The organism is Pseudomonas glycinis, from assembly GCF_054871425.1.
The window spans coordinates 1-23,478 of sequence record NZ_JBTYHF010000018.1; the positions used below are offsets into that span (position 1 = coordinate 1).

The window sequence follows — 23,478 nt, forward strand, 5'->3', positions numbered from 1 at the left end:
CTGGTACCGAGCACAGCTCCGGCCGTAACGACTGTCACCGATACCATCGATACCTCGACCGTCAAACTGTCGGCTAATACTTCGGTGGCTGAGGGCGGCACTGTGACTTACACCGCCACCGTTGGTGCGCCAGTTACTGGCTCGCCTGTCGTCGTGACTCTGGCCAACGGCCAGACCATCACCATCGGCGTCGGTCAGACTACTGGCACTGCAACCGCTGTTGCTGCGAACGATGCGTTGGCCGGTAATGCTCCGATCACCAACTCGATCACCAACGTCAGCGGCGGCAATTTCGAAGATCTGGTGGCCGACAAAACTCCGGTCTCGACTTCTGTCACCGACGTTACCGACACGACAAATCTGTCGCTCAGCGCCAGCAATTCGGTGGCTGAAGGTGGCCAGATCACTTACACCGCGACACTGACCAACGCCGCTGGCTCGCCCGTGACCGTGACCCTGTCGAACGGCGCTGTGATCACCATCGACGCCGGCAAGACCACCGGCACCGTGAACGTTCCAGCGCCAGCTGACGACGTCTATAAAGACGCCGGCTCTGTTCAGGCCACGATCAGCAAAGCTACCGGTGGCAACTTCGAAAACCTGGTACCGAGCACCGCGCCAGCAGTGACCAGCGTCACCGACACCATCGACACCACCACCGTAAAACTGAGCGCAACCGCCACAGCGGCCGAAGGCGGCAACGTCGTCTACACCGCCACCGTCGGCGCCCCCGTCACCGGTTCGCCAGTTGTCGTGACGTTGGCCAACGGCCAGAACATCACCATCGCGGTCGGCCAGACCACCGGCACCGTAACCGCCGTCGCACCGAACGATGCGCTGACCGGCAACGCTCCGCTGACCAACTCGATCACCAACGTCAGCGGCGGCAACTTCGAAAACCTCGTCGCCGACAAGACCCCGGTCAGCACCACCGTGACCGACACCGTCGACACCACCAACCTGTCCCTCAGCGCCAGTAACTCGGTGGCAGAAGGTGGCCAGATCACTTACACCGCGACCCTGACCAACGCCGCTGGCTCGCCTGTAACCGTGACCCTGTCGAACGGTGCGGTGATCACCATCAAAGCGGGCGAAACCACTGGCACCGTGAACGTTCCAGCGCCAGCTGACGACGTCTACAAAGACGCCGGCACCGTGCAGGCGACCATCAGCAGCGCCACCGGTGGCAACTTCGAAAAACTGGTACCGAGCACCACGCCAGCGGTGACCAGCGTCACCGACACCGTCGACACCACCACCGTCAGCATCACTGGCAGCAGCTCGGTGACCGAAGGCCAGACCGCCAGCTACACCGTCAGCCTCAATCACCCGGCGCAGACCGAAGTGACCCTGAAAATCGTCTACAGCGGCACTGCTGCCGACGGTTCGGACTTCACCGGTGTGTACACCGTGAAGATCCCGGCGGGCGCCAGCAGCGCGCAGTTCAACGTCGCCACCCTCGATGACAAGATCACCGAAGGCACCGAGAACTTCGTGGTCAAGATCGATTCGGCTACCGGCGGCAACTTCGAGAACCTCGCGGTCAGCAGCACCAATGGCAGCGTCAGCACCTCGATCATCGACAACGATGCACCACCGGTGCTCGATCTGGACGCCAACAACTCCAGCGGTGCGACCGGTGCCGATTACAAGGTGACGTTCACCGAGAACACCCCGGGCGCCGGCGTGTCGATCGCTGACACCGACCTCAGCATCACCGACCCGGACAGCACGATGCTGACCGGTGCCACCGTGGTGCTGACCAACCGTCAGGACGGCGATGCGCTGAATCTGGGCAACAGCGTCAACGGCATCACCATCAATGCCAACAGCACCAACGGCACGGTGACCCTGACCCTCTCGGGTAACGCGACCCTGGCCGACTACATGCAGGCCATCAAGAACATCAGCTTCACCAACAGCAGCGAAAACCCGAGCACCGTGCCGCGCATCATCACCGTGACGGTGACCGATGGCGGCAACTACTCGAACACTGCGACCACCACGGTCAACGTGGTGGCAGTCAACGATGCACCGGTCGCCGCGCCGAGCAATGTCACCGGCACCGAAGACACGCCGCTGGTACTCGGCTGGTCGACCTTCGGCGTCAGCGATGTCGACAGCCCGGCGAGCAGCCTCGGTATCAAGATCACGCAGTTGCCGGGCGAGGGCAAACTGCAGTATCTGGACGGCTCGACCTGGAAGGATGTGGCCAACAACCAGACCTTCAGCAAGGCCGACATCGACGCCGGCAAGCTGCGTTTCCTGCCGGATGCCAACGAGTCGGGCACCAACGGTTACGGCGGCACCGGTCTGGGCAACAATCAGGCGGACTACGCGCAGATCAAGTTCCAGCCTACCGATGGCCAAGCGCTGGGCAGCACCGGCACAGTGAAGATCGACATCACGCCAGTGGCGGATGCGCCGACCGTGGCCGTGGCCGATAACAGCGTTAAATCCACTGGCCTGATCAAGGAAGTCTGGACCGGTCTGTCGGGTCTGGGCACTGACGGCAGCGGCGCTAACTCGACCACCCTGAAAAACGTCATCGACGCCGCCGGCAAACCGAACTCCAGCGGCAACGTCACCAACGTGCAGTCTGACGGCAGTGTCGCCGCCGGTACGGCGTCAAAGACCTCGGGCCTGATCTACCTGGAAGCCGGCAAAACCTACAGCTTCAGCGGCGTGGCCGATGACAGCCTGCTGATCACCATTGGCGGCAAGAGTGTGGCTTCCGGTACCTGGGGCGCGGGCGGTGCGATCAACGGTTCGTTTACCCCGACTACCAGCGGTTACTACACTCTCGATATCTACCACCACAACCAGAGCGGCCCGGGCAGCTACGACGTCAACCTGTCGGTCAATGGCAGCACGCCAATCGATCTGAGCAACGCCGGCGTGCCGATCTACACCGGTGTGCAGGATCTGATCAACTCGGGCGTGACCGTCTCCGATCTGCACGGCACCAACGGCGAAGGTTATTACGACGGCTACAAGCTCAACACCGGCGCTGAAGGCACCACGGTGAAACTGTCAGCGATCAGCACCGCGCTGACCGACACCGACGGCTCGGAAACCCTGACTGTGAAGATCAGCGGTGCACCGGTCGGTTCGGTGCTCAGCGATGGCGCGGGTCATACCTTCACCGTTACCGCGAGCAATGGCGAAGCCAACGTCACCGGCTGGAACCTCGGCTCTCTGACCGTGACCCCGCCAACCTACTACAACGGCCAGTTCAACCTGACCGTGACTTCGACGTCCACCGAACAGGTCGGCGGCTCGGCAAGCAGCACCGCGACCATTCCGGTCACAGTGGTGCCGGCGGTGTACAACGCGGTCACCGCCACCTCGGGTGACGACACCGTCACCGGCACCGACGCCAACGACATCATCGTCGCTGACATCGGCGGCCTGACCGTGGTCCCGGGCACCAACTACAACATTGCGTTCATGGTCGACAGCTCCGGCAGTATGAGCAGTTCGTCGCTGAACGCCGCGAAGGACTCGCTGACTTCGGTGTTCAACAGCCTCAAGCAAAGCCTGGGCGGCAGCAACTCGGGCACGGTGAACATTTTCCTGGTGGACTTCGATACCCAGGTCAACAAGTCGGTGTCGGTGAACCTCAACGACCCGAACGCTCTGGCGCAACTCAAAGCCGTACTGGACTCGATGGGCTCCGGCGGCGGCACCAACTACGAGGACGTGTTCAAGACCACGGCCAACTGGTTCCAGAGCGCCGACGCTGTGGCCAACACCGGGGCGAAGAACCTCACCTACTTCATCACCGACGGCCAGCCGACCTACTACCAGAGCGGTGAGCAAACCAACCCGACGCTGTATGGCAACGTGAAGCTCGATGACGTGGTGAAAACCAGCAACTACAAGCCGGGCGACACCTTCAGCACCTACATCGACAACACCCATGCGTTGACGATCAACAGTGCCGGCACCGTGACTCTGCAGACCTACAGCTCATGGTGGGGCTGGAGCAGCAGCAATCTGGGCACCATCCATGCGCAGGGCGACGGCACTTACGAGTTGTCGAACCTGGCAGGTACCGGTAACAGCACCAACTCTTCGACGAGCAGCAACTCGGCCAGTGGCTTTGCCTTGCTCAACGGCCTGTCGAACGTTGAAGCCATTGGTCTGAACAGCGGTGTCACTCTGGATGACCTGAAACCCTACGATTCGGATAAAACGCCGCAGACCAACATCGATCCGAAAGACCTGGCCAACTCGATCATCGGCCATACCGAAGCGACGATGCCGGGTAACGACACCGTCAACGGTGGCGAAGGCAACGACATCCTGTTCGGCGATCTGGTCAGCTTCAACGGCATTGCCGGCGAGGGTTACCAGGCGATGCAGGCGTTCGTCGCCAAGGAAACCGGCGTTGATGTCAGCAAAGTCAGCACCAGTAATGTGCACCAGTACATCACCGAGCACTATCAGGCGTTTGATGTATCCGGCGCGCACGATGGCAACGACACGCTGCTCGGTGGCGCAGGCAATGACATCCTGTTCGGCTCGGGCGGCACCGACCTGCTCGACGGCGGCAAAGGCAATGACATCCTGCTCGGCGGCACCGGCAACGACACGCTGATCGGCGGTCAGGGCAACGACATCCTCATCGGCGGTTCCGGTGGCGACACCTTCGTCTGGAAATCGGGCGACACCGGTAACGACGTGATCAAGGATTTCAAAGCCAGCGAAGGCGACCGCATCGACCTGCGCGACCTGTTGCAGGGCGAGACCGGCAGCACGATCGACAACTTCCTGAAGATCACCACGGTGGATGGCACGTCGTCGCTGCAAGTCAGCTCGGCGGGCAAATTCAACTCGGGCGATGCCGCTGCGGCCACGCCGGACGTGACGATCAAACTGGAAGGCAACAACTGGGCGAGCGCCAACCTGCACAACCTGATTGCCGGCAGCGACCCGACCATCAAGGTCGATCACAACAACAGCTGAGGCTGAAACAACGACGGCCGCCTCCTGTGGGGCGGCCGTCGCGTTTGCGGGCAATGCAGCGGTGACGATTTGTTCGTCGCCCCGCATACTGGCGCGCAGTTGGCTATGCTGCTGACAGCATGACGCTGTTCATTTGTGAGGGATGCTTAATGTTTTACGTGCAACGCGATGCGCAGGGCCAGTTGATTCGCGTGGAAGCTGCGGCGTACGCCGAGGCCACGGAAACGCTGCCCGCCGATAACCATGAAATTCAGGCGTGGTACGCCAACGAAGCCGTGGAAAACAGCCTCAAACAGCTCAAGCAGAGCGACTTTGAAATGATTCGGGTACTCGACGACCTGATTCAGGTGCTGACCCAGAAAGGCGTGATCCGCGTCACTGACCTGCCGGCGGCGGCCCAGGCCAAACTGATGGACCGCACCCAGGCACGTGAAGCGCTGGGCGGGTTGAGCCAGTTGATCGATGAGGATGAGGGCGGGTTGATCTGATCCTCCCAGGATCCAAAGCTTACCCTCACCCCAGCCCTCTCCCGGAGGGAGAGGGGGCCGATCGAGGTGTCTTGCGCTATCCATCGACCTGAGAGATCGAGTCGATTTTGGATTCAGTGGAGCTCTTGCACGTCGGCGTATCTCGTAAATATCCCACGGCCAGTCCCCTCTCCCTCTGGGAGAGGGTTAGGGTGAGGGCGCTTCTTGGCTCACCCCCAAGGCTTCGGTTCACCGAGCAACTGCCCCTGCACGCCATACAGGCCCATCTCGCGAATCACCGATAACTCCCCTTCCGTCTCGACCCGTTCGGCAATCAGCGGCAGATCGATGCTGTGCGCCGCGCGCTGGATCGCTTCGATGAACAGGCGCTTGTCGCTCTCCTGATCGATCGCCCGAATGTAGCTGCCATCGATCTTCAAATACGCCAGACCCAACCGCGCCAGGTTGCCGATCATGCTGAAGCGCCCGCCGAAGCGCTGCAGGCTCAGCGAGAAGCCAAGCTCGCGCAGGCGTCGGGTCAACTGCTCCAGCACCGCCTGTTCAGGCAATTGCTCCTCACCGATTTCCAGAGTCAGACGCGCGCCGAGATTGGAATGCGCGCGCAGAATCTCGAAGACTTTGTTCAACGCCTGCGGATCGGCCAGCGTTGCCGATGACAGGTTCAGCGCCAGTGAATCCTCGTGCCCTTTCATCTGTTCCAGCACGCGTTCGAGCATCAGCCGGTCAAGCCGCGCGGTCCAGCCGAAGCGCTCCAGCCACGGCAGGAAGCGTCCGGCGGGAATGGTCTGGCCCTGCTCGTCGAGCAGGCGCGACAGCACCTTGTAATGCAGCACCAGTTGCGTGTCCTGCGCAGCGACCACGGGCTGGAAGTACAGCTCGAAACGCTGCTGACTCAAGGCCTGATCCAGCAGTCGATGCCAAGCGTGATGGTCGTCACCGACCTCCGCCACCAGACTCTGATCGATGCACGCCCAATTCTGCTCGCCCTGCCCTTCGGCCTGTGCGAGCGCCTGATCGCCCAGTGTCAGCACCGCTTGCGGGGAGTCACCGTGAGCGAACGGCGCCAGCCCGATCGAAGCCACTGCCGGCACGTCGGTCGCGCCGGTGGCATGCAGGCTGCTCAAGGCATTGTCGAGATTCTGCGCCAGCTGCAACGCTTCCTCGCGCACCAGCCCCGGCGCCAGCACGGCGAATTCACCGCCGCGAATACGCGTGACCAAGTCCTGGGTTTGTGGATATCTGGCGCACTCGCGGGTCAGTTGCTCACCGACGGCCTTGAGCAATTGGTCAGTACGCTGGCCGCCGAGACGCTGGTTGAGACCGGCCAGGTCCTTGACCCGCAACAGCAGCAGATAACCGGAACTGGCCTGCTCCGGGTTGCTCACGCGGTTGTTCAATTGCATCTCGAAATAGCGGCGATTGGCCAGGCCGGTGAGGTTGTCCTGATAGGACTCGGTACGCAGTTTTTCACTGCGCTCGGCCTGCTCCTGGAACAGCGTCTTGAGCTTCTCGACCATCTGATTCATTGCCTGCACCACGCGACGCAATTCAGGCGTGCGCGGCAGATCCGGCAGGCTGAGAAACTCGCGGCGGGCAATCGCATGGGACTGCTGGACCATGTAATCGAGGGGCTTCAACTGCCGACGCAGCAACAGCGCGCCGAGCACCGCACTCAATGCGCCGCAGATCAGCAACCAGCCAAGGCTGCCCAGTGCGCTCTGCCATAGCTTGGCCACGGCGAACATCGGATGGCTGACCACCTCGACCCGCGCCGCCTGCTCCCAGCCACGGCTGACCAGCGCATCGCCACCGGCCGGCTCGAGGCCGATCAGTTTGACGAACCAGTCCGGCACATTGCTCACCGCCGGGGCACCGCTGCGCTCGACAATGGTCTGCTCGGTCTTCACGTCGACCACGCGGATGCTCGCGTAATAACCGCTGTCGAAAATCGAACTGACCAGCAGCTCGACCATCGCCGGGTCGTCGATATTCGGCGTCAGCGACAATGCCAGCGCCGTCGCCGCGTCCTGTGCGTGGGAGCGCAACTGATTGACGTACTGGGTGCGCGAGCTCTCCAGGCTGACCATGAAGCTGCCGGTGAAGGCCACGACCAGGAACAGACAGATAGCGATCAACAGCTGTTTGAACAAAGACATCTGAGCGCGTGCTCCTAGTTAGTCGTCTCGACCGGAAAACCTTCGGCCTGCATTTTTTTCAGCACATCCTGCCAGCGCGACAGGCGTTTGGTGTCGCCGACCTTTTTATTACCCTTGGCGCCGGGCAGATACAGACCTTCGGCATTGAAAGAGTAGACCGGCAGCAAATCGGTCCGCTGCGACGCCGGCTGGATCGGATCGATCAGGCTGTCGAGCACCAGCGGCATGGCATCGGGGGTCGCATAGTACGTCAACACCATGTGCGCGCGGTTCTGGCGCAGCGCCTTGACGTAGGTGATGCGCAGCTTGTCACTGGAAACGCCGAGATGGCGCAGGCTGAAATACTTGGCGATGGCGTAGTCTTCGCAGTCACCGGCGCCCTTCCACAGGGCTTCGATCGGGGTTTCCCAATAATCCACTTCGCGCCACAGATCGATGTCTTCGACGTAACGCACCTGCTTGTTGAAGAACAGGTTCACCACCTTGAGCTTGTCCATCTCACTGACCTGCTTCTGCGTGGCCAGCAGATTCTGCCAGGCATCGATGCGCTGCTGCCCCGCGCCCAGTGGCCCATAGAGAGCAGTGGCCTTGCGGCTGATCGCGGAAAAATCCCAATCGGCGTGCAGACCGCCCAGCATGACGCCGGCCAGCAGCAATGCGCAGCCAAGCCAGCGCAAGGTCCGAGGGATCGCGAAACGTACCGCCACTGCAGGTTTCCAGAAGGACAGAAAGGAAGCGTTTGATGGTGAAGCTTAGCCCGGCAAAAAACAATGGCACCGTGAGATCATCGAAGACGCGCTAGACTTGAGATTGCCGCGCAACGTTTTACAAGGTTTGACAACCTGTAGAGCAATCACTAGTGTCATTTGGATCCAAATATTGCGACCTACAGGGTGTGTTGTCGTGACTCAGAAGCCCAAACCGCTGCACAGCATCAAAGTCGAAGGACCGATTCCTGCGCATCTGGCCCGGTCGGTGATCGAAGAAACTCTGCGCTCGGCCATTCTCGATGGCCGCCTGCCCTGTGGCACTGCACTGCGCCAGCAGGATCTGGCCGATCTGTTCGGGGTCAGCCGCATGCCGGTGCGCGAAGCCTTGCGCCAGCTCGAAGCGCAGGAGCTGCTTAGCGTCACTACGCACAAAGGCGCCGTGGTCGCCCCGCTGATCCAGGGCGATGCCGCTGAAACCTACGAGTTGCGCATTCTGCTCGAATCCGAGGCATTGCGGCAGTCCATTCCGCTGCTGACTGAGGCCGAGCATCAACTCGCCGCCGGCTACATCGACGAACTGGAAGCGCAGCACGACTACAACGAAATCGGCCGCCTCAACCGTCTCTTTCACATGGCCCTGTACAGCAAGGCGCCCAACCAGCGACTGCTGCGACTGGTGGAGGACGGCCTGAACGAAGAGGAACGTTTTCTGCGGTTCAATCTGGAAGCGATGGGCTTGGGCAAGCTGTCCCAGGATGACCACCGCGCCATGCTTCAGGCCGTAATCGAGCGGGACATACCGCGCTCGCTCGCAATGCTGGAGCAGCACCTCAACCGTGGCGTTGAGGTGATCACCCGCTACCTGGCGACTCCCGCCGCACAGAAGCGTCACACCGCACGCTGATATCTCGTACGTCGAATAATCCCCTTACAAATCTTCGCGACCGCTCTGCTGCCGGCTCTGGCAGCGGATCGGCGTGCCCGCTGGTGCCCGCCCCGGCCCTGCCGACGCATTTCTGCTGCCCGCCGATGACCAATCGGTAATAGCCGTGACGGCAATTTACCCGCACTCTTCCAGCGCCACCCCTACAGAACGGGGACGCGCCGCCCTGACGGCACAGTCCCCGCAACAGGAACCTACGGAAGGAGCCTTGTCACGGGAAACAGGAAGTCATGGCGCCGGTCCCGGCCAACTTTCGCCCCCTTTGAATTCATAAACTTCCCTTGTTTAAAAGTTGCTTCGAGTGAGGCATTCACTCTTGTTATCGATTTTGGCCGTTATTAGCCGAAAGGAGTAACTACGCCCTAATAAAACTTGGTCTGAAAGTTTTATCGGTAACTCTCATATTCAAAAAACAGCGAACTTAAAATAATTGAAAATAAACTTGTTAAATGCATTTGCCCTGTATTAGTTTTTCTCTCGCCAGGTTTGAACGTCGCCGTTCAGCGCGGCATACCTCACGTAACAACCGCAGCACCCGTGGCGCCGCAACGGCGCCACAGCGCAATCAATATTTGCCCGACTAACTTGCTATCCAACTTGCGCGACCGCTTATAGCAACTGAAAAGAACCGTGCACTCCAATCAATGATAAAGGACATCATGATGCCCACTAAGCAGCAACTCGCCCTGAAGAAAGCCGAACTGAGTATTCACCCGATCTTTTCCGAGATTACTTCGTTATCGGTATTACGCCGTTTCATGGAAACCCATGTATTTGCCGTATGGGACTTCATGTCGCTGACCAAGCGCCTGCAACAGGAACTGACCTGCACGCGTTTACCCTGGTTGCCGCCGCGCGATCCCCACGCGGCGCGGTTGATCAACGAGATCGTGCTGGGCGAGGAATCGGACGATCGCCTCGATGCCGGCCACTACAGCCACTTCGAGTTGTACTTGGATGCGATGCGCGAAGTCGGCGCGAGCACCACGGCGGTAGAGCGCTTTGTCGCCCTGCAGCAGGAAGGCGTGAGTTATGACGTCGCGTTGCAGAGCGTCGACGTCGACCCGGCGGCCGCGCAGTTTGTCCGCGATACCTTGCGCATTGCCCTGGAGGCGCCGGGACACAGCGTTGCCGCCGCGTTCCTGCATGGTCGCGAGAGCGTCATTCCGACAATGTTCCAGCGCATCCTCGATGACTGGGGCATCGGCATCGAACAGGCACCGACTTTCCGTTACTACCTGCAACGGCATATCGAAGTCGATTCCGAAGATCACGGCCCCGCCGCCGAGCAGTTGCTGGAGCGTCTGGTGGACGGCGATCCGCAGCGCGCAGCCGAGGTTTACGCCAGCGCCATCGCCGCCGTGGAAAGCCGCATCGCCTTGTGGGACGGGCTGCGCCTGAGCATGGGCGTGGAAGTTGCCGAGGTAGCCCAATGAACGCTGCCGACTATCAATCCTTCGCCGAGGCCTGGGAAAGCCGCGCGACCATCCGCACCCGTCCACGGCGGCTGCTGGAAGACGATCAGCGCCTGATCTACCCGCTCAGCCGCCAGCCGCTGGTGCTCAGCGAAACCTTCCTGCGTGAATGCCCACAGCAACGTGATTTCGCCCTGGTGCAGACGTTGTACAAATTCATCAACGACGTAGTGATTTTCGAGACGGAAATCGTCGACAAGACCGCCCGCAGCATTGCCAAGAATCGCTTCGCCGTGGCGTTCCCGTTCGCCTGTCGTTACGACGCGATGACCGTGGTGGTCGATGAGGATTACCACGCGCTGGTGGCCATGGATTTCATGCAGCAAACGGTGGCACTGACCGGTATCGAACCGATTCCGTTGCCCGACGAAATCGAATTGAGCCGGGCGATTCCCGCCGCCGTTGCGCTGGCTCCGGACCACCTGCGCAGCGCGGTGGAACTGATCTGCGTGGCGATCGCCGAAAACACCGTGACCGGCGATGTCGCGGCGTTCGCCCGCGACGATTCGGTCAAGCCGTCGATCAAGGGCCTGATGGCCGACCACTTGCTCGACGAGGGTCGCCACTCGAGTTTCTGGGCGCGGATGGTGCGCATCTATTGGCACACCGCCAGCGACACGGACCGCGAAACCATCGCGCAGATTCTCCCGGTGTTCATCGGCCATTACCTGACCAACGACATCCAGAAGTCCTTCGATTTGCGCCTGATCGATGCGCTGCCGGTCAGCGAAACCACGCGCCATTCACTGCGCGAAGAAATTGCCGGATTGGCCTTCCCGATCAATCGCCACCACCCGCTGGTGGGCAACATCGTCAGGTTTTTCCACAACAGCTCGCTGCTCGACACACCGTGCGTGCAGCACGCCCTGCGCGACTATCTGGTTTGAGGAGACCGACATGAAACGTCTCGACATTTTGCTCACCGGCGCCGGCCAGGCCATGACCGACCTGGCCCGGGAACTCGAACAGCATGGCCATGCTGTGACCCGCAGCGGCATGGCTCAAACGGCGGTGGATCTGATCATCGACGATGGTTTTATCGCTGCCGGCGACTTCTGCGCCATCCCGCATCTGCACCTGCGCCTGGGTGTCGCCGCGCAAGAGCATGGCGGCCTGCCGACCCTCGACTTGCTGTGCTTTCTCGGCTCGTCGCTGATCAGCCGTGTGCCGATCGGCGATGAGCCGTCCGGCAACGGTCAGTCGCTACGCCAACGAGCGCTCGCCCATGTGGTCGACGAAGTGGCGTTGCTGGTCAGCCGCTTTTCCCGCGATGCCGATTATTTGAGGCATGCCCCGGCCCTCAAAGCGCCGGATTTCGAACGGCTGGAAGATCTGCTGTTTCTCGACAAACTGGCGTATGTCCACCGTCTCAACGACACGGCAAATCCGGCGCTGCTGCAACAAGCGCAGATCCCGCTGATCGAGCGCCTGCGACAAAGCCTGATCGAACATGCCGAACGACCGGCGCTGCACCTCCGCGGACAGTCCATCAGCTACCGCCAATTGCACGCCCACAGCCGGGCGATCCAGCAGCGGTTGCTGCCCTTGCTCGAGCAACATCCGCAGCCGTGGGTAGTCGCTGTCTGCCAAGGCAAAAGCCCGGCACTGTTCGCCTCGATTCTGGCGATTCTCGGCAGCGGCGCGGTGTACTTGCCGCTGGAGCCGAGCCATCCTTTGCAGCGCCAGCAATACATCCTGGAAAACGCCGGCGCGGTGCTGTTGCTTCACGATGGACAGCAGGCGCTCAGCGAGTCGATAGCGGGGCTGGATGTCAGTGACATCGAAGCGCCGAACGCCGATCTCGACCGGCCGCTGATGCAGCACCGCCCGGAACTTGATGCACCGTGCATGGCGCTCTACACCTCGGGCACCACCGGGCATCCGAAAGGCGTGCTGCTCAGCCAGGCCAATCTCGCCCATTTCACCGCGTGGTACGCCGACTACGTGCAGCCGCACGCAGAGAGTCGGGTGTTGCAGTTCTCTTCGCTGAGCTTCGATTCTTCGCTGATCGACATCTTCCCCAGCCTGCTCGCAGGGGCGGAACTGGTCGTGCCCGACGACACCCAGCGCCGCGATCCTTTGCAGCTGATTGCGCTGATTCGCCGGCGGCAACTGACCCACGCCTTCTTGCCGCCAGCGCTGTTGAGCATCCTGCCACTGGAGCAACTGGAGGGCGTGCAGGTGATGACCGGCGGTGATGTCTGCGAGCCGTACGTCATCGAGCAACTGACCCGCCAAGGCACCCTGCACAACCTGTATGGCCCGACCGAAGCCACCGTGCTGATCACCGCGCGCCAGCTCAAACCGGGCGACAGCAACCGCACGCTGGGAGGGCCGATCGCCAACAGTCGGGTGCTGATTCTCGACGACGATCTGCAACCGGTGCCCGATCAAACCGTCGGTGAGCTGTTCATCGTCGGCCCCGGTGTCTGCCTCGGTTACCTGAACAATCCGCAGCAGACCGCCGAGCGTTATCTGAGCCTGTCACTGCCCGGCGGCGAAACCCTGCGCGCCTACCGCAGCGGCGACATGGCCAAGTGGGGCGAGCACGGTATCGAGCTGTGCGGGCGGCGCGACAATCAGGTGAAAATCCGTGGCTTCCGCGTCGAGCCGGAAGAGATCGAACGCTGCCTGCGCGAGAGCCGCTTGTATCGGCAGATTGCCGTGGTCATCGACAGTCAGCGGCGCATTCTGGCGTTTATCGCCCAGCCACAGACCGAGACTGCCCGCGACGCATTGAAGGCTCACGCCCGGCAGTTTCTGCCGGACTACATGCAACCGGGAGCGTGGACCGAACTGGCGCAGATGCCGTTCGCCAGTAACGGCAAAGTCGATCGCAAGGCGCTGTTGGCATTGCCGGTGACGGTCCAGGACAGCGCTGCGAAATGCCTGCCGGCCAATGCTGACGAAGCGCTGCTTCTTGAGGTCTGGGCCGAATTGCTGGAGCTGCCGACCAGCGACATTTCCACTGACGAAAGCTTCTTCAATCTCGGCGGTCATTCGATTCTGCTGTCGCGGATGTTGCTGCGCTTGCGTGAGGAATTCGGCCGAAGCATTTCGATCAATCGCTTCATCGAACTGCCCACTATCAGCAAACTGGCGACGCTGGTGCGCGGCACCGATGACAGCGCCGTGCTCAGCGCTCAGGCCATGGCCGACGCCGAGCGCGCGCTGGACATCGAACCGCTGCCGATCAGCCGCATGGGCGATGTGCACAAGGTCATCGTCACCGGTGCCAACAGTTTTGTCGGCGTGCACATCGTCGAAGCGCTGCTCGGTTGGGGCGCCAGCGAAGTGGCCTGTCTGGTCCGCGACGGCGCCGGGCAAATGGCGGCGCAACGCTTCGCTCAGGCACTGCGCGAGAACCGGCTGGAGCACCTCGACCTGAGCCGTGTGCGGGTTTATGCAGCTGATATCAGCCGTCCGCAACTGGGCCTAGGCGATGAGGATTATCAGCGCCTGGATCGCGAGTTCGGCGCACTGGTGCACAACGCCGCGAACGTCAACCACGTGCTCGATTACGAGTCCCTGGCGGCGGATAACGTCGAGCCGATCTTCGCCCTGCTGAAGCTGTGCGAAGGGCAGCGCAAAAAGGTCTTCAACTTCGTCTCGACCCTGTCGGCATCCAGCACCGTGGATGACGCCGGTCGAGTGCTGGAACTACCCGCCGCCGCGACGCCGCCGATCTACATTCGCAACGGCTACAACCTGTCGAAGTGGGTCGGCGAACGCATCCTCGAACGGGCGCGCGAGCGTGGTGTTCGGGTCAATCTGTATCGCCCCGGCAACATCAGTTTCAACAGCCTCAGCGGCGTTTGCCAGCCGCATAAAAACCGTTTGATGCTGATGCTCAAAGGCTCGATCCAGCTCGGACAGGTGCCGGCCTTCGCGCTGAATTTCGACCTGATGCCGGTGGACTTTCTCGCCCGCTTCATCGCCTTCCATGCCAGCCGTTATTCAGCGGATCGCGCGGTGTTCAATCTGCACAACCCCGAGCCGCTGAGCTGGGATGCCTACGTCGCTTCGTTCCGCGAAACCGGCAGCGAATTTTCGCTGGTCAGCGTCGCCGATTGGCAACAGCAACTGAACCGGGTCGACGCCGACAACGCGCTGTTCGGCGTGCTCGGTTTCTACCTCAACGGCTTCGAAGAAGACATCGGCGACATCTCCCTGATCGGTCACGCCAACGCCGAGGCCGGCGTGCGGCAGATGGGCGCGCACTACCCACAGAAATCCCCGGCGCTGCTGCGTCGCGGCTGCGACTACCTGAAAGAAATCAACTTCATCTGACTCATCCACAAGGAGTAACACCATGAGCAATCTGCAACCCGACACCCTGATCAAAAACCCGCAAGGCTGCCACGTTGTGTCGTCGGTGGAAGTGCCGGGGGACGCGGCACAAGTCTGGGCGATCGTTGGCGATTTCGCTGGCTTCGAACGATTCATTCCAGCGCTGTCGCACACCGAAATGACCGGCGAAGGCGTGTCTTCGCTGCGCAAGAAAGTCTTCAAGGACGGCAACGTCGTGGTCGAACAACTCAACTCGCGCGATGAACAGGCGCGGCGCATGACCTGGACGACGATCTACAACACGTTGGGGGTGGCGAATCTGTGGGCGGCGATGCAAGTGGAATCGCTGAGCGCAGAGAAGTCGCGAGCGACCTGGACGATCATTGCCGAACCGGCTGCGGGTGGGGATGAAGCATTGCCGGGGTTCAGGGATTTCGTGCAGGGGTTTGCCGATGATGCGATGGGCAATGTGCTGAAGCTGTTTGTTTAAGGCATCGGTTTGGCGGTGATTGAACCGCCGCTTTCGCGAGCAGGCTCGCTCCCACATTTGGAATGCATTTCCCTGTGGGAGCGAGCCTGCTCGCGAAGAACGATAACGCGGTCTGCGATCTGTGAATCAGATCTTGAAACTGTCGACCAACTGCTTCAACCGGTTCGCCTGTTGCGACAACGCATCACAATCCTTCAACGTTTCGTTGAGGTTGGCCACGCTCTGCTGGTTCAACAGGTTGATCTGGTTGACGTCGACGTTGAGGGTTTCCACCACCGCCGTCTGCTCTTCAGTCGCCGCTGCAACCGATTGGTTCATACCGTCGATTTCGCCGATGCGCTGGGTCACGCTGACCAGACGCAGACCGGCCTGATTCGCCACTTCCACGCTTTGCTCGCTGGACGCCTGACTGGCGTTCATGGTGCTCACCGCTTCGCGCGAGCCGACCTGCAGCGAGGTGATCATCTTGTGGATCTCTTCCGCCGATTCCTGGGTGCGATGCGCAAGGTTGCGCACCTCATCGGCGACCACGGCAAAACCGCGCCCGGCTTCACCGGCACGCGCGGCTTCGATAGCAGCGTTGAGCGCCAGCAGGTTGGTCTGCTGCGAGATGCCTTTAATCACATCGAGGATGTGGCCGATGTTGTCGGTGCTGGCATTCAAGGTTTCGATCTGCGTGCACGACAGGCTGATCTTCTGCGACAGCTCGGTCATCGCCTGAATGGTCTGCTCGACCACCTGACGACCATCATCGGCCTGCTCGGAAGCGCCACTGGCGTGTTGCGAAGCATCCGCCGCGTTGCGCGCGATCTCTTGAGTGGCGGCGCCCAGCTGATTGATCGCCGCCGCGACGCTGTTGGTGCGCGCACTTTGCTCGTCAGAACCGACGATCGAAGCGTTGGACGAAGCCATCACCCGTTGCGACAGGTCATGTACGTGACGGGTCGCCGACGACACTTCGGAAATCGATGCGTGAATCCGTTCAACGAACTGGTTGAACGCGCTGCCCAGTTCACCGAACTCGTCTTTGCTCTCGACCACCAGACGCCGGGTCAGATCGCCCTCGCCCTGCGCGATGTCTTTCATCGCGCGGCCCATGGTGGTCAGCGGACGCATCAACACGTTGATCAACAGGCTCAACAGTAACGCAATCGCCGCGACCGCGACAAACATGGCGATCAACGCCGAGGTGCGGAATTGGCTGAGTGCGGCGTAGGCCTTGTCGCGATCGATCGACAGACCGATGTACCACTGCGCATTCGGCAGATCGCTGACCGGGGTGAACGAGAGAATGCGTTCCTGGCCGTTGAGCACCACGTTCTGGTTGCCCTTCTCGATGCGCACGCTGGTGTTCGGGTAGATGTCCTTGAGGTTTTTCATTACCTGATCTTTGTCCGGGCTGACGATCACCTGACCGTCGGCACTGACCAGAAACGCATGGCCGAGGCCACCGAAGTCCACCGAGTTGATGATCTTCACCAGGGTTTCCAGGCTCAGGTCACCACCGACCACACCGAGCAATTCACCGTCCTTTTTCACCGGCATGGCGATGGTCACCACCAGGCCACCGACGGCCGCCATGTACGGCGGGGTCAGCATGGTTTTATCGGCGGCCACGGCCTGCTTGTACCAAGGCCGCTGACGCGGATCGTAACCGTCCGGCATCTTCGCATCGGGGCGCTGGGTGAAGACACCGTTGGCCTGCCCGACATAAGTGAACTGAAAGTTCGACGTGAAGGCCGGTTGATCGACAAGACCCGGCAAGTCGGCATTCCTGCCTTGATGGGCAACGTTCTGCGCGAGGTTTTCCAGCACCAGAATGCGCCCGCTCATCCAGTTCTGCACGCTGCTGGCGGTCAGGTCACCGGCCTGTTGCACGGAGGACTGCAGGTTCTGGCGAATGGTGTTTCGCTGCAGATAATCGTTGTAGAGCGTGAACAACGCGAACGCCAGGACCACGACGCCCGAAGCGGCCAGGAGGATTTTATGGCTGAACTTGAGATTCATTTCATGGGACTTCTTATGCCAAAAGTGGGGATGCGTTTCCGGATGCAACATTCCATGTACGGCGCAGGCAGCGTTCTTCCGGCCGCTCTACTTTGGTGCACGCATTTCTCACCAGTCTGTCGGCCAGCGGCGGAGAAATCTTAGGGGCGCGTGAGAAATGGACGGGGTTTGTGCAGGATTCCCGCCGAACGGCGTGGCAGAGCGGCTGCGAGGGAATTTTTCGCATCGACATGGGGGGCGACAGTTGCAAAATCTGTAACCCTTGATGACAATGCGACTAATTATCATTTGTGACGTTCGGGCTGGCGTGGTCATGTCTTCTCCTGAGTTGGTCGTACAGGCGCTTTACAGTAGTTATCACGGCTGGCTCAACGCTTGGCTGCGCGCGCGCCTGGGCAACGCAGCGGATGCAGCGGATCTGGCTCAGGACACTTTCCTGCGCCTGCTGCAACGCACCGAACGCCTCGAACTGAAAGCGCCCCGAGCTTTCCTGCGAACCATCGCGCGCGGTCTGGTGATCGATCATTGGCGCCGCGAGGAAATCGAGCGGGCCTATCTGAAGACCATTGCTCACTTGCCTGAAGGCGAAGTACCTGACGCCGAATCGCGCGCGTTGGTGCTGGAACTGCTGGAAAGCATTGCGCGCATGCTCGAAGGACTTAAGCCGAAAGTGCGTCAGGCATTTCTCCTGGCGCAGTGCGAAGGGTTAACGCACAAACAGATCGCCGAGCAGTTGGGCGTGTCGGTACGTTCAGTGGAACGCTACGTCGCCGATGCGCTGTATCACTGCTATGTGTTGCGGTATGAAAGCTGATGCCTGTGGATAACCTCTCACTCGCTCGCCGCGTCGAACCGCGCCAACAGGTGGTCAAGCAAGCGATTCACTGGCTGCTGCGGCTGCGCAACAACCACGGCAATTCGCGGCTGACTCGCCAATGCGAGCAGTGGCGCGCCGAGCATCACGAACATGAAATCGCCTGGCAGCGGGTGCAGTCGCTGCAAGCCGAATTGAACTCCAGTCTGCGCGCCGTGCCGGGTGCGCAGGTCGCTTTCAACACCTTGGAAAACAGTGCGCAGGGGCTGGGCCGACGCCAAGCCTTGAAGTTGTTGTCGGGCGCGCTGTTGATGGGCTCCGCCGCGTGGCTGGCCAAGGACAGCGCCGCCTGGCAGCAATGGAGTGCCGACTACGCGACGGCGACCGGCGAACGGCGCGGTTTCCAGTTGCCCGACGGCACGCGCATCGAACTCAACACCGCCAGCGCCGTAGATCTGGATTACACCGCGCAGCAGCGCCTGATCAAACTGACCCGTGGCGAGATCATCGTTACCTGCGGCGGCTCTGACGAGGGCGCGGCGACCGATCGACCGCTGCGCATACAGAATCGCCACGGCACTTATGCGCCGTTCGATGCGCGTTTCATTTTGCGTCAGGAAGAACAGTGCACGCGGCTCAGCGTTACCCGTGGCCGGGTGTTGGTTCGCGCTGGCGGTCATTCCCTCGAAGCACTCGCCGGGCAGAGTTTTCTGGTCGATCAAAGCGGTTTGCGCGCAGCGCCGACGCCGGATATGGATGCGGGCGCCTGGCTCGACGGTTTGATTGTCACGCGCAATATGCGGCTGGGTGACTTCCTCGCTGAAGTCGGCCGTTATCGCCCGGGTTATCTCAATTGTTCGGCGGAGATCGCAGACCTGCGCCTCTCTGGAGTGTTTCGTCTGGAGGACACCGACAGGCTGCTGGCGATTCTGCCGCAGACGTTGCCGGTGCAACTGCGCTATCGCACCCGCTGGTGGGTGACCCTTGAGCATGCGGTGTGAAATTTTTTTGGCGGGTTTTTCCAGGCAGTCCGGCTTAGTCAGTAAGCACTTCAAATCAGCCCTCGCGACTGCCTACGGAAATCCACAATGACTGTCCGCGCCACTTGTAAGAACCCTCTGAATTTCACTGCAGAATCGACACTACTGCGCCATGCGGTTCGGGCGGCACTGCTGACCACCGCGCTGGGCGTCAGCGTATTACCGAGCCTGAGTCTGGCCGCCAACACCGGCACCGAGATCAGCCACCGCTACAACATTGCTGCCGGGCCATTGGGCGAGGCGTTGAATCAGTTTGCCCGGCAGGCCGGCATCACCTTGGCGATGACGCCGCAACAGACTCAAGGTCAGCAATCTCCCGGCGTGCAGGGTGAATATTCGACCGACCAGGCCTTGAGCCATTTGCTTGGCGGCTCAGGGCTGGAAGCAGTCAGCCAGGACGGCAGCAGTTACATCCTGCGTCCACTGGCTGAAAGCGAAGCACTGGCCTTGCCGACCACCGACATCAAAGGTTTCGCCCTCGGCAACGCGCTGGGCAGCATGGCCGGCTACAACGCCACGCACAGCCAGATCGCCACCAAGACCAGTACCGCCCTGCTGGAAACTTCGCAAAGCGTATCGGTGGTGACGCGTGAGCAAATGGATGACCAAGGCTCGCAAACCGTCTCGCAAGCGATGCGTTACGCCCCGGGCGTGCTGACCAACCCGTATGGCGCCACCCATCGTTACGACTACGTGGCGATGCGCGGTTTCAACGACGGCTCGGTGGACAACATCTACCTCGACGGCCTCAAGTCGATGGGCGACAGCGGCACCTACAGCACCATGCAGGTCGATCCGTATTTCCTTGAACGCGTGGATATTCTCAAAGGCCCGTCATCGGTGCTGTACGGCCGTAGCTCGCCCGGCGGTCTGGTCGCGCTGACCAGCAAAAAGCCGTTGTATGAGGCCTACCATCAGGTGCAGGCGACAGTGGGGACGCAAGGCCAGCGTGGGGTTGGTTTTGACTTCAGCGGTCCGGTCGATGACGACAAGCGCATTGCCTATCGTCTGACCGGATTGAGCGATCAGTCCGACACGCAATTCGATCACAACAAGGAAAAACGCTTCGCCCTTGCGCCGACGCTGAGCATCGATTTCAGCGAAGACACCTCGTTGACCCTGCAGGCCTATCTGCAACACGATCCGGACGGTGGTTACCACGGCGGCGTTCCGGCGGACGGCACGATCCATCAGCGCAATGGCGAGCGCATCTCGCCGCGCTTCTTCGAGGGCGAACCGGGGATCGACGGCTACTCTCGTGACCAGCAATCGTTCGGCTATCAGTTCGAACATCGCTTCAACGATGTCTTCACCGCCCGGCAGAACTTCCGCTATCTCGATTCCAAAGTGAACATGGATCAGGTCTACGCCTATGGCTGGACCACCCCGACCAGCAATGAACTGAACCGTTATTACACCGGCGGTGATGAGCGCCTGCATGCGTTCATCGTCGACAACATGCTGCAGGCCGAATTCTTCACCGGCGCGACCAAGCACACAGTCCTGATGGGCGCGGATTATCAACGGCGCAAAACCGTGGTCGACTGGACCAGCGGTGGCCTCGCGCCGATCAATGCGTTCAATCCGGTGTACGGCAACTCGGCGATCGAGATGTACGGCGACACCAGCTATCTGCGTCGTCTGGAGCAGACCGGTGTGTATCTGCAAGACCTGATCGAGATGGACAAGTGGCGCTTCTCGCTGGGCCTGCGTCAGGACTGGGTCGAGACATCCGATGAAAACCGCATCGCCGAAGCGGGGCGTCCGATGGGTACAGAGATCAATGATCGGCGCACGAAACTCACTGGGCGTGCCGGCGCTTTATATCTGTTTGATAACGGTCTGGCGCCATACATCAGCTACTCCGAGTCGTTTAACCCGAACTCCTATGCCGACAGCGCCGGCAATCCACTGGCCCCCACCGATGGCACGCAGTGGGAAGTCGGCTTGAAGTATCAGCCGCCGGGCACTGACAACCTGTTTACCGCCTCGCTGTTTCGCATCGATCAGGAAAACCTCGCGACCAAACTACCGCAGGAGAACTTCTATCGCGCGGTCGGCGCCGTACGCTCGCAAGGTCTGGAACTGGAAGCGCATATGCAACTGACCGATAACTTCAAAGTACTCGGCAGTTACACCTTCACTGATATCGAGTATTCCAAATCGATGATCAGCACCTTGAGCACGCCGACCGATGTCATCGAGAACAAGGGCAACTCGCCAACTCAAGCGCCGCGCCACATGGCCTCGCTGTGGGCTGACTACAAGTTCGACAGCGCCGCACTTGATGGGCTGCGCTTGGGTGGTGGGGTGCGCTATGTCGGCTACAGCTGGGCCGATGCGGAGAACACGATGAAGGTGCCGTCTTACACGCTGTTCGATGCCTCGATTGGTTATGACCTGGGCAAGATTGGTTTGAAGGGTGTTGATGTTCGGCTCAACGCGAACAACCTGACCAATGAATCCTATGTCGCGTCCTGCGCCAGTCTGAACTTCTGCTACATGGGCGAAGAACGCAACGTAGCGGCGACCGTCAGCTATCAGTTCTAAAGCTATGTCCTGTGCGTAAAAAAGCCAGCCCCTGCTATCAGGGGCTGGCTTTGTCGTTTCTTCGGGGTGTTTTGTATGCGTGCGTTTCTGGTTTTGTTGCATCGGTACATTGGCTTGGCCACTGCGGTGTTTTTATTTTTGGCCGGGCTGACCGGCAGTGTGCTGGCGTTCAATCACGAACTGGACGAGTGGCTGAATCCGCAGTTTTACGAGGCGACGTCAGTGGGTGAGCGCTTGTCGCCGGGCGCGTTGATAGATGCAGTGCAGACAGCGCATCCGAAACTGCAAGTCTGGTACATGGAGTATCCCCATGAGACGGGGCATACGGCGCTGCTGGCGGCCGTTCCCCGTAAGGATCCGGCGACGGGCCAGCCGTTTGATGAGCGCAATCAGGTTTTCTATCTGGACCCGGTCAGCGCGGAGCAAAAAGGCGCGCGCTACTGGGGTGAATGCTGTTTTCAGCGGGAGAACTTCATCCCGTTCATTCTGGAGTTTCACTACAACCTGACATTGCCCGGTAACTGGGGACTGCTGTTAATGGGTGGGGTGGCCATCGCGTGGGTGATCGACTGCTTTGTCGCATTGTGGCTGACCTTGCCGCGTGGCAAGCCATTCTGGAAGAAGTGGGCTACTGCGTGGAAGGTCAAAGGCGGGCATGCCTACCGCTTGAACTTCGATCTGCATCGCGCTGGCGGATTGTGGTTGTGGCTACTGCTGTTACCGATCGCCGTCAGTAGCGTGGCGATGAACTTGCCGAGCCAGGTATTCAAGCCTGCGGTTTCTTTGTTTTCGCCCGTCGAGCCGAGCGTATATGAAGCCAGAGGACGAATGCCCGCCGATCAACTGGGGACGACACAGTTGAGTTATCAACAGGCGTACGAAAGGGCATTGCAGGAAGGGGAACGATTAGGACTGACGGCGGCAATCGGCGAGTTGTATTACAGCTTTGAGTACAACTTCTACGGCGCAGGATTTGGACAGCACGATACGGACGCCCATGGAAAATCCTGGTTGTTCTTTCACGGTACCGATGGCCGATTATTGGGACAGGAGATCGCGGGACAGGGCACGCTTGGAGAGCAGTTCTATCGACTTCAGTTGCCCATACATGGAGGACGGATCATCGGGGTGACAGGGCAGGTAATGATCGCGGTACTGGGTGTGTTGATTGCGGGGTTATCAGGGACGGGAGTTTATATCTGGTGGCGCAAGTGGCAGGCAAGACGCAGCAGCAAGAGTCGCAGAACGGCCTGATCTTTCGTACACGCTTAAATGACAAAACCCCTGTCTGCGTTAGCAGACAGGGGTTTCGGAATTCAATCTTGACGATGACCTACTCTCACATGGGGAAACCCCACACTACCATCGGCGATACATCGTTTCACTTCTGAGTTCGGGATGGGATCAGGTGGTTCCAATGTTCTATGGTCGTCAAGAAATTCTTTATCTGGCCCGTCAACACGGTAACAAGCCAGCAAAAACAGGAACTTCTACTAAAACAAAACCCCAACTGCTTTCGCAATTGGGGTTTCGGAATTTAATCT

13 protein-coding genes, 1 rRNA gene and 2 pseudogenes are annotated in these 23,478 nt (G+C 60.4%); 11 read left to right on the plus strand and 5 right to left on the minus strand.

What is annotated here, in order from left to right:
* Both ACYSTU_RS26740 and ACYSTU_RS26745 read left to right on the plus strand, forming a co-directional pair.
* Positions 1–4,971, plus strand: a pseudogene (locus ACYSTU_RS26740) (LapA family giant adhesin); the annotation flags it as partial.
* Between the two features lie 149 nt (positions 4,972–5,120).
* On the plus strand, positions 5,121–5,459 hold the full coding sequence (locus ACYSTU_RS26745; protein WP_016772279.1) for a hypothetical protein: 339 nt from the start codon (positions 5,121–5,123) through the stop codon (positions 5,457–5,459).
* A 209-nt stretch (positions 5,460–5,668) separates the two neighbouring features.
* On the opposite strand, the gene lapD is transcribed toward ACYSTU_RS26745, so the two are convergent.
* Both lapD and lapG read right to left on the minus strand, forming a co-directional pair.
* Complete coding sequence (lapD, locus tag ACYSTU_RS26750; RefSeq protein WP_499002689.1) at positions 5,669–7,615, minus strand: cyclic di-GMP receptor LapD; 1,947 nt, start codon at positions 7,613–7,615, stop codon at positions 5,669–5,671.
* A 14-nt stretch (positions 7,616–7,629) separates the two neighbouring features.
* Positions 7,630–8,322 carry a cysteine protease LapG gene (gene lapG / locus ACYSTU_RS26755; protein ID WP_024011112.1) on the minus strand — a complete coding sequence of 231 codons (693 nt, stop codon included), beginning with the start codon at positions 8,320–8,322 and terminating at the stop codon, positions 7,630–7,632.
* Positions 8,323–8,518: 196 nt separating this feature from the next.
* Here lapG and ACYSTU_RS26760 point away from each other — a divergent pair, with 196 nt between their 5' ends.
* From ACYSTU_RS26760 to ACYSTU_RS26780, 5 genes are all read left to right on the plus strand, one after another.
* Positions 8,519–9,229, plus strand: coding sequence for a GntR family transcriptional regulator (locus ACYSTU_RS26760; RefSeq protein WP_016772282.1), 711 nt, complete (start codon positions 8,519–8,521; stop codon positions 9,227–9,229).
* A gap of 698 nt (positions 9,230–9,927) precedes the next feature.
* Complete coding sequence (locus ACYSTU_RS26765; protein WP_041479717.1) at positions 9,928–10,704, plus strand: DUF3050 domain-containing protein; 777 nt, start codon at positions 9,928–9,930, stop codon at positions 10,702–10,704.
* The gene (locus ACYSTU_RS26770; protein ID WP_217879110.1) at positions 10,701–11,630 is read left to right on the plus strand and encodes a diiron oxygenase; all 930 of its coding nucleotides are present in this window, start codon (positions 10,701–10,703) and stop codon (positions 11,628–11,630) included. The genes ACYSTU_RS26765 and ACYSTU_RS26770 overlap by 4 nt, the downstream gene beginning before the upstream one ends.
* A 10-nt stretch (positions 11,631–11,640) precedes the next feature.
* Positions 11,641–15,033: an amino acid adenylation domain-containing protein gene (locus ACYSTU_RS26775; protein ID WP_499002694.1), complete on the plus strand. Its 3,393-nt coding sequence runs from the start codon at positions 11,641–11,643 to the stop codon at positions 15,031–15,033.
* A 22-nt stretch (positions 15,034–15,055) separates the two neighbouring features.
* Complete coding sequence (locus ACYSTU_RS26780) at positions 15,056–15,523, plus strand: SRPBCC family protein (protein WP_499002696.1); 468 nt, start codon at positions 15,056–15,058, stop codon at positions 15,521–15,523.
* Positions 15,524–15,649: 126 nt separating this feature from the next.
* Here the strand turns inward: ACYSTU_RS26780 and ACYSTU_RS26785 are convergent, their stop codons facing one another.
* Together ACYSTU_RS26785 and ACYSTU_RS26790 are read right to left on the minus strand one after the other, a co-directional pair.
* Positions 15,650–16,435: a methyl-accepting chemotaxis protein gene (locus ACYSTU_RS26785; RefSeq protein WP_370593577.1), complete on the minus strand. Its 786-nt coding sequence runs from the start codon at positions 16,433–16,435 to the stop codon at positions 15,650–15,652.
* Between the two features lie 69 nt (positions 16,436–16,504).
* Positions 16,505–17,581: pseudogene (locus ACYSTU_RS26790) on the minus strand (HAMP domain-containing protein); the annotation flags it as partial.
* Between the two features lie 262 nt (positions 17,582–17,843).
* On the opposite strand from ACYSTU_RS26790, the gene ACYSTU_RS26795 reads away from it, so the two are divergent.
* The 4 genes from ACYSTU_RS26795 to ACYSTU_RS26810 all read left to right on the plus strand — a co-directional run bounded on the left by ACYSTU_RS26795 (position 17,844) and on the right by ACYSTU_RS26810 (position 23,188).
* A complete protein-coding gene (locus tag ACYSTU_RS26795) occupies positions 17,844–18,344 on the plus strand; it encodes a sigma-70 family RNA polymerase sigma factor (RefSeq protein WP_499002699.1) in 501 nt (166 codons plus the stop codon).
* Positions 18,344–19,345 carry a FecR domain-containing protein gene (locus ACYSTU_RS26800; RefSeq protein WP_499002702.1) on the plus strand — a complete coding sequence of 334 codons (1,002 nt, stop codon included), beginning with the start codon at positions 18,344–18,346 and terminating at the stop codon, positions 19,343–19,345. Before ACYSTU_RS26795 ends, ACYSTU_RS26800 begins: the two co-directional genes overlap by 1 nt.
* 87 nt (positions 19,346–19,432) lie before the next feature.
* A complete protein-coding gene (locus tag ACYSTU_RS26805) occupies positions 19,433–21,934 on the plus strand; it encodes a TonB-dependent siderophore receptor (protein WP_136494202.1) in 2,502 nt (833 codons plus the stop codon).
* Between the two features lie 75 nt (positions 21,935–22,009).
* Entirely contained in the window at positions 22,010–23,188 is a 1,179-nt protein-coding gene (locus ACYSTU_RS26810) for a PepSY-associated TM helix domain-containing protein (RefSeq protein WP_499002706.1), read from the plus strand.
* Between the two features lie 66 nt (positions 23,189–23,254).
* Here ACYSTU_RS26810 and rrf read toward each other — a convergent pair.
* Positions 23,255–23,370 (minus strand): 5S ribosomal RNA (gene rrf / locus ACYSTU_RS26815).
* Between the last annotated feature and the right edge of the window lie 108 nt (positions 23,371–23,478).

Bases quoted from the DNA above. Each gene is read 5' to 3' on its own strand.
- ACYSTU_RS26745 (WP_016772279.1), top strand. From the start codon at position 5,121: ATGTTTTACGTGCAACGCGATGCGCAGGGCCAGTTGATTCGCGTGGAA.
- lapD (WP_499002689.1), bottom strand. From the start codon at position 7,615: ATGTCTTTGTTCAAACAGCTGTTGATCGCTATCTGTCTGTTCCTGGTC.
- ACYSTU_RS26765 (WP_041479717.1), top strand. From the start codon at position 9,928: ATGATGCCCACTAAGCAGCAACTCGCCCTGAAGAAAGCCGAACTGAGT.
- ACYSTU_RS26770 (WP_217879110.1), top strand. From the start codon at position 10,701: ATGAACGCTGCCGACTATCAATCCTTCGCCGAGGCCTGGGAAAGCCGC.
- ACYSTU_RS26775 (WP_499002694.1), top strand. From the start codon at position 11,641: ATGAAACGTCTCGACATTTTGCTCACCGGCGCCGGCCAGGCCATGACC.
- ACYSTU_RS26780 (WP_499002696.1), top strand. From the start codon at position 15,056: ATGAGCAATCTGCAACCCGACACCCTGATCAAAAACCCGCAAGGCTGC.
- ACYSTU_RS26785 (WP_370593577.1), bottom strand. From the start codon at position 16,435: ATGGCTTCGTCCAACGCTTCGATCGTCGGTTCTGACGAGCAAAGTGCG.
- ACYSTU_RS26795 (WP_499002699.1), top strand. From the start codon at position 17,844: ATGTCTTCTCCTGAGTTGGTCGTACAGGCGCTTTACAGTAGTTATCAC.
- ACYSTU_RS26800 (WP_499002702.1), top strand. From the start codon at position 18,344: ATGCCTGTGGATAACCTCTCACTCGCTCGCCGCGTCGAACCGCGCCAA.
- ACYSTU_RS26805 (WP_136494202.1), top strand. From the start codon at position 19,433: ATGACTGTCCGCGCCACTTGTAAGAACCCTCTGAATTTCACTGCAGAA.
- ACYSTU_RS26810 (WP_499002706.1), top strand. From the start codon at position 22,010: ATGCGTGCGTTTCTGGTTTTGTTGCATCGGTACATTGGCTTGGCCACT.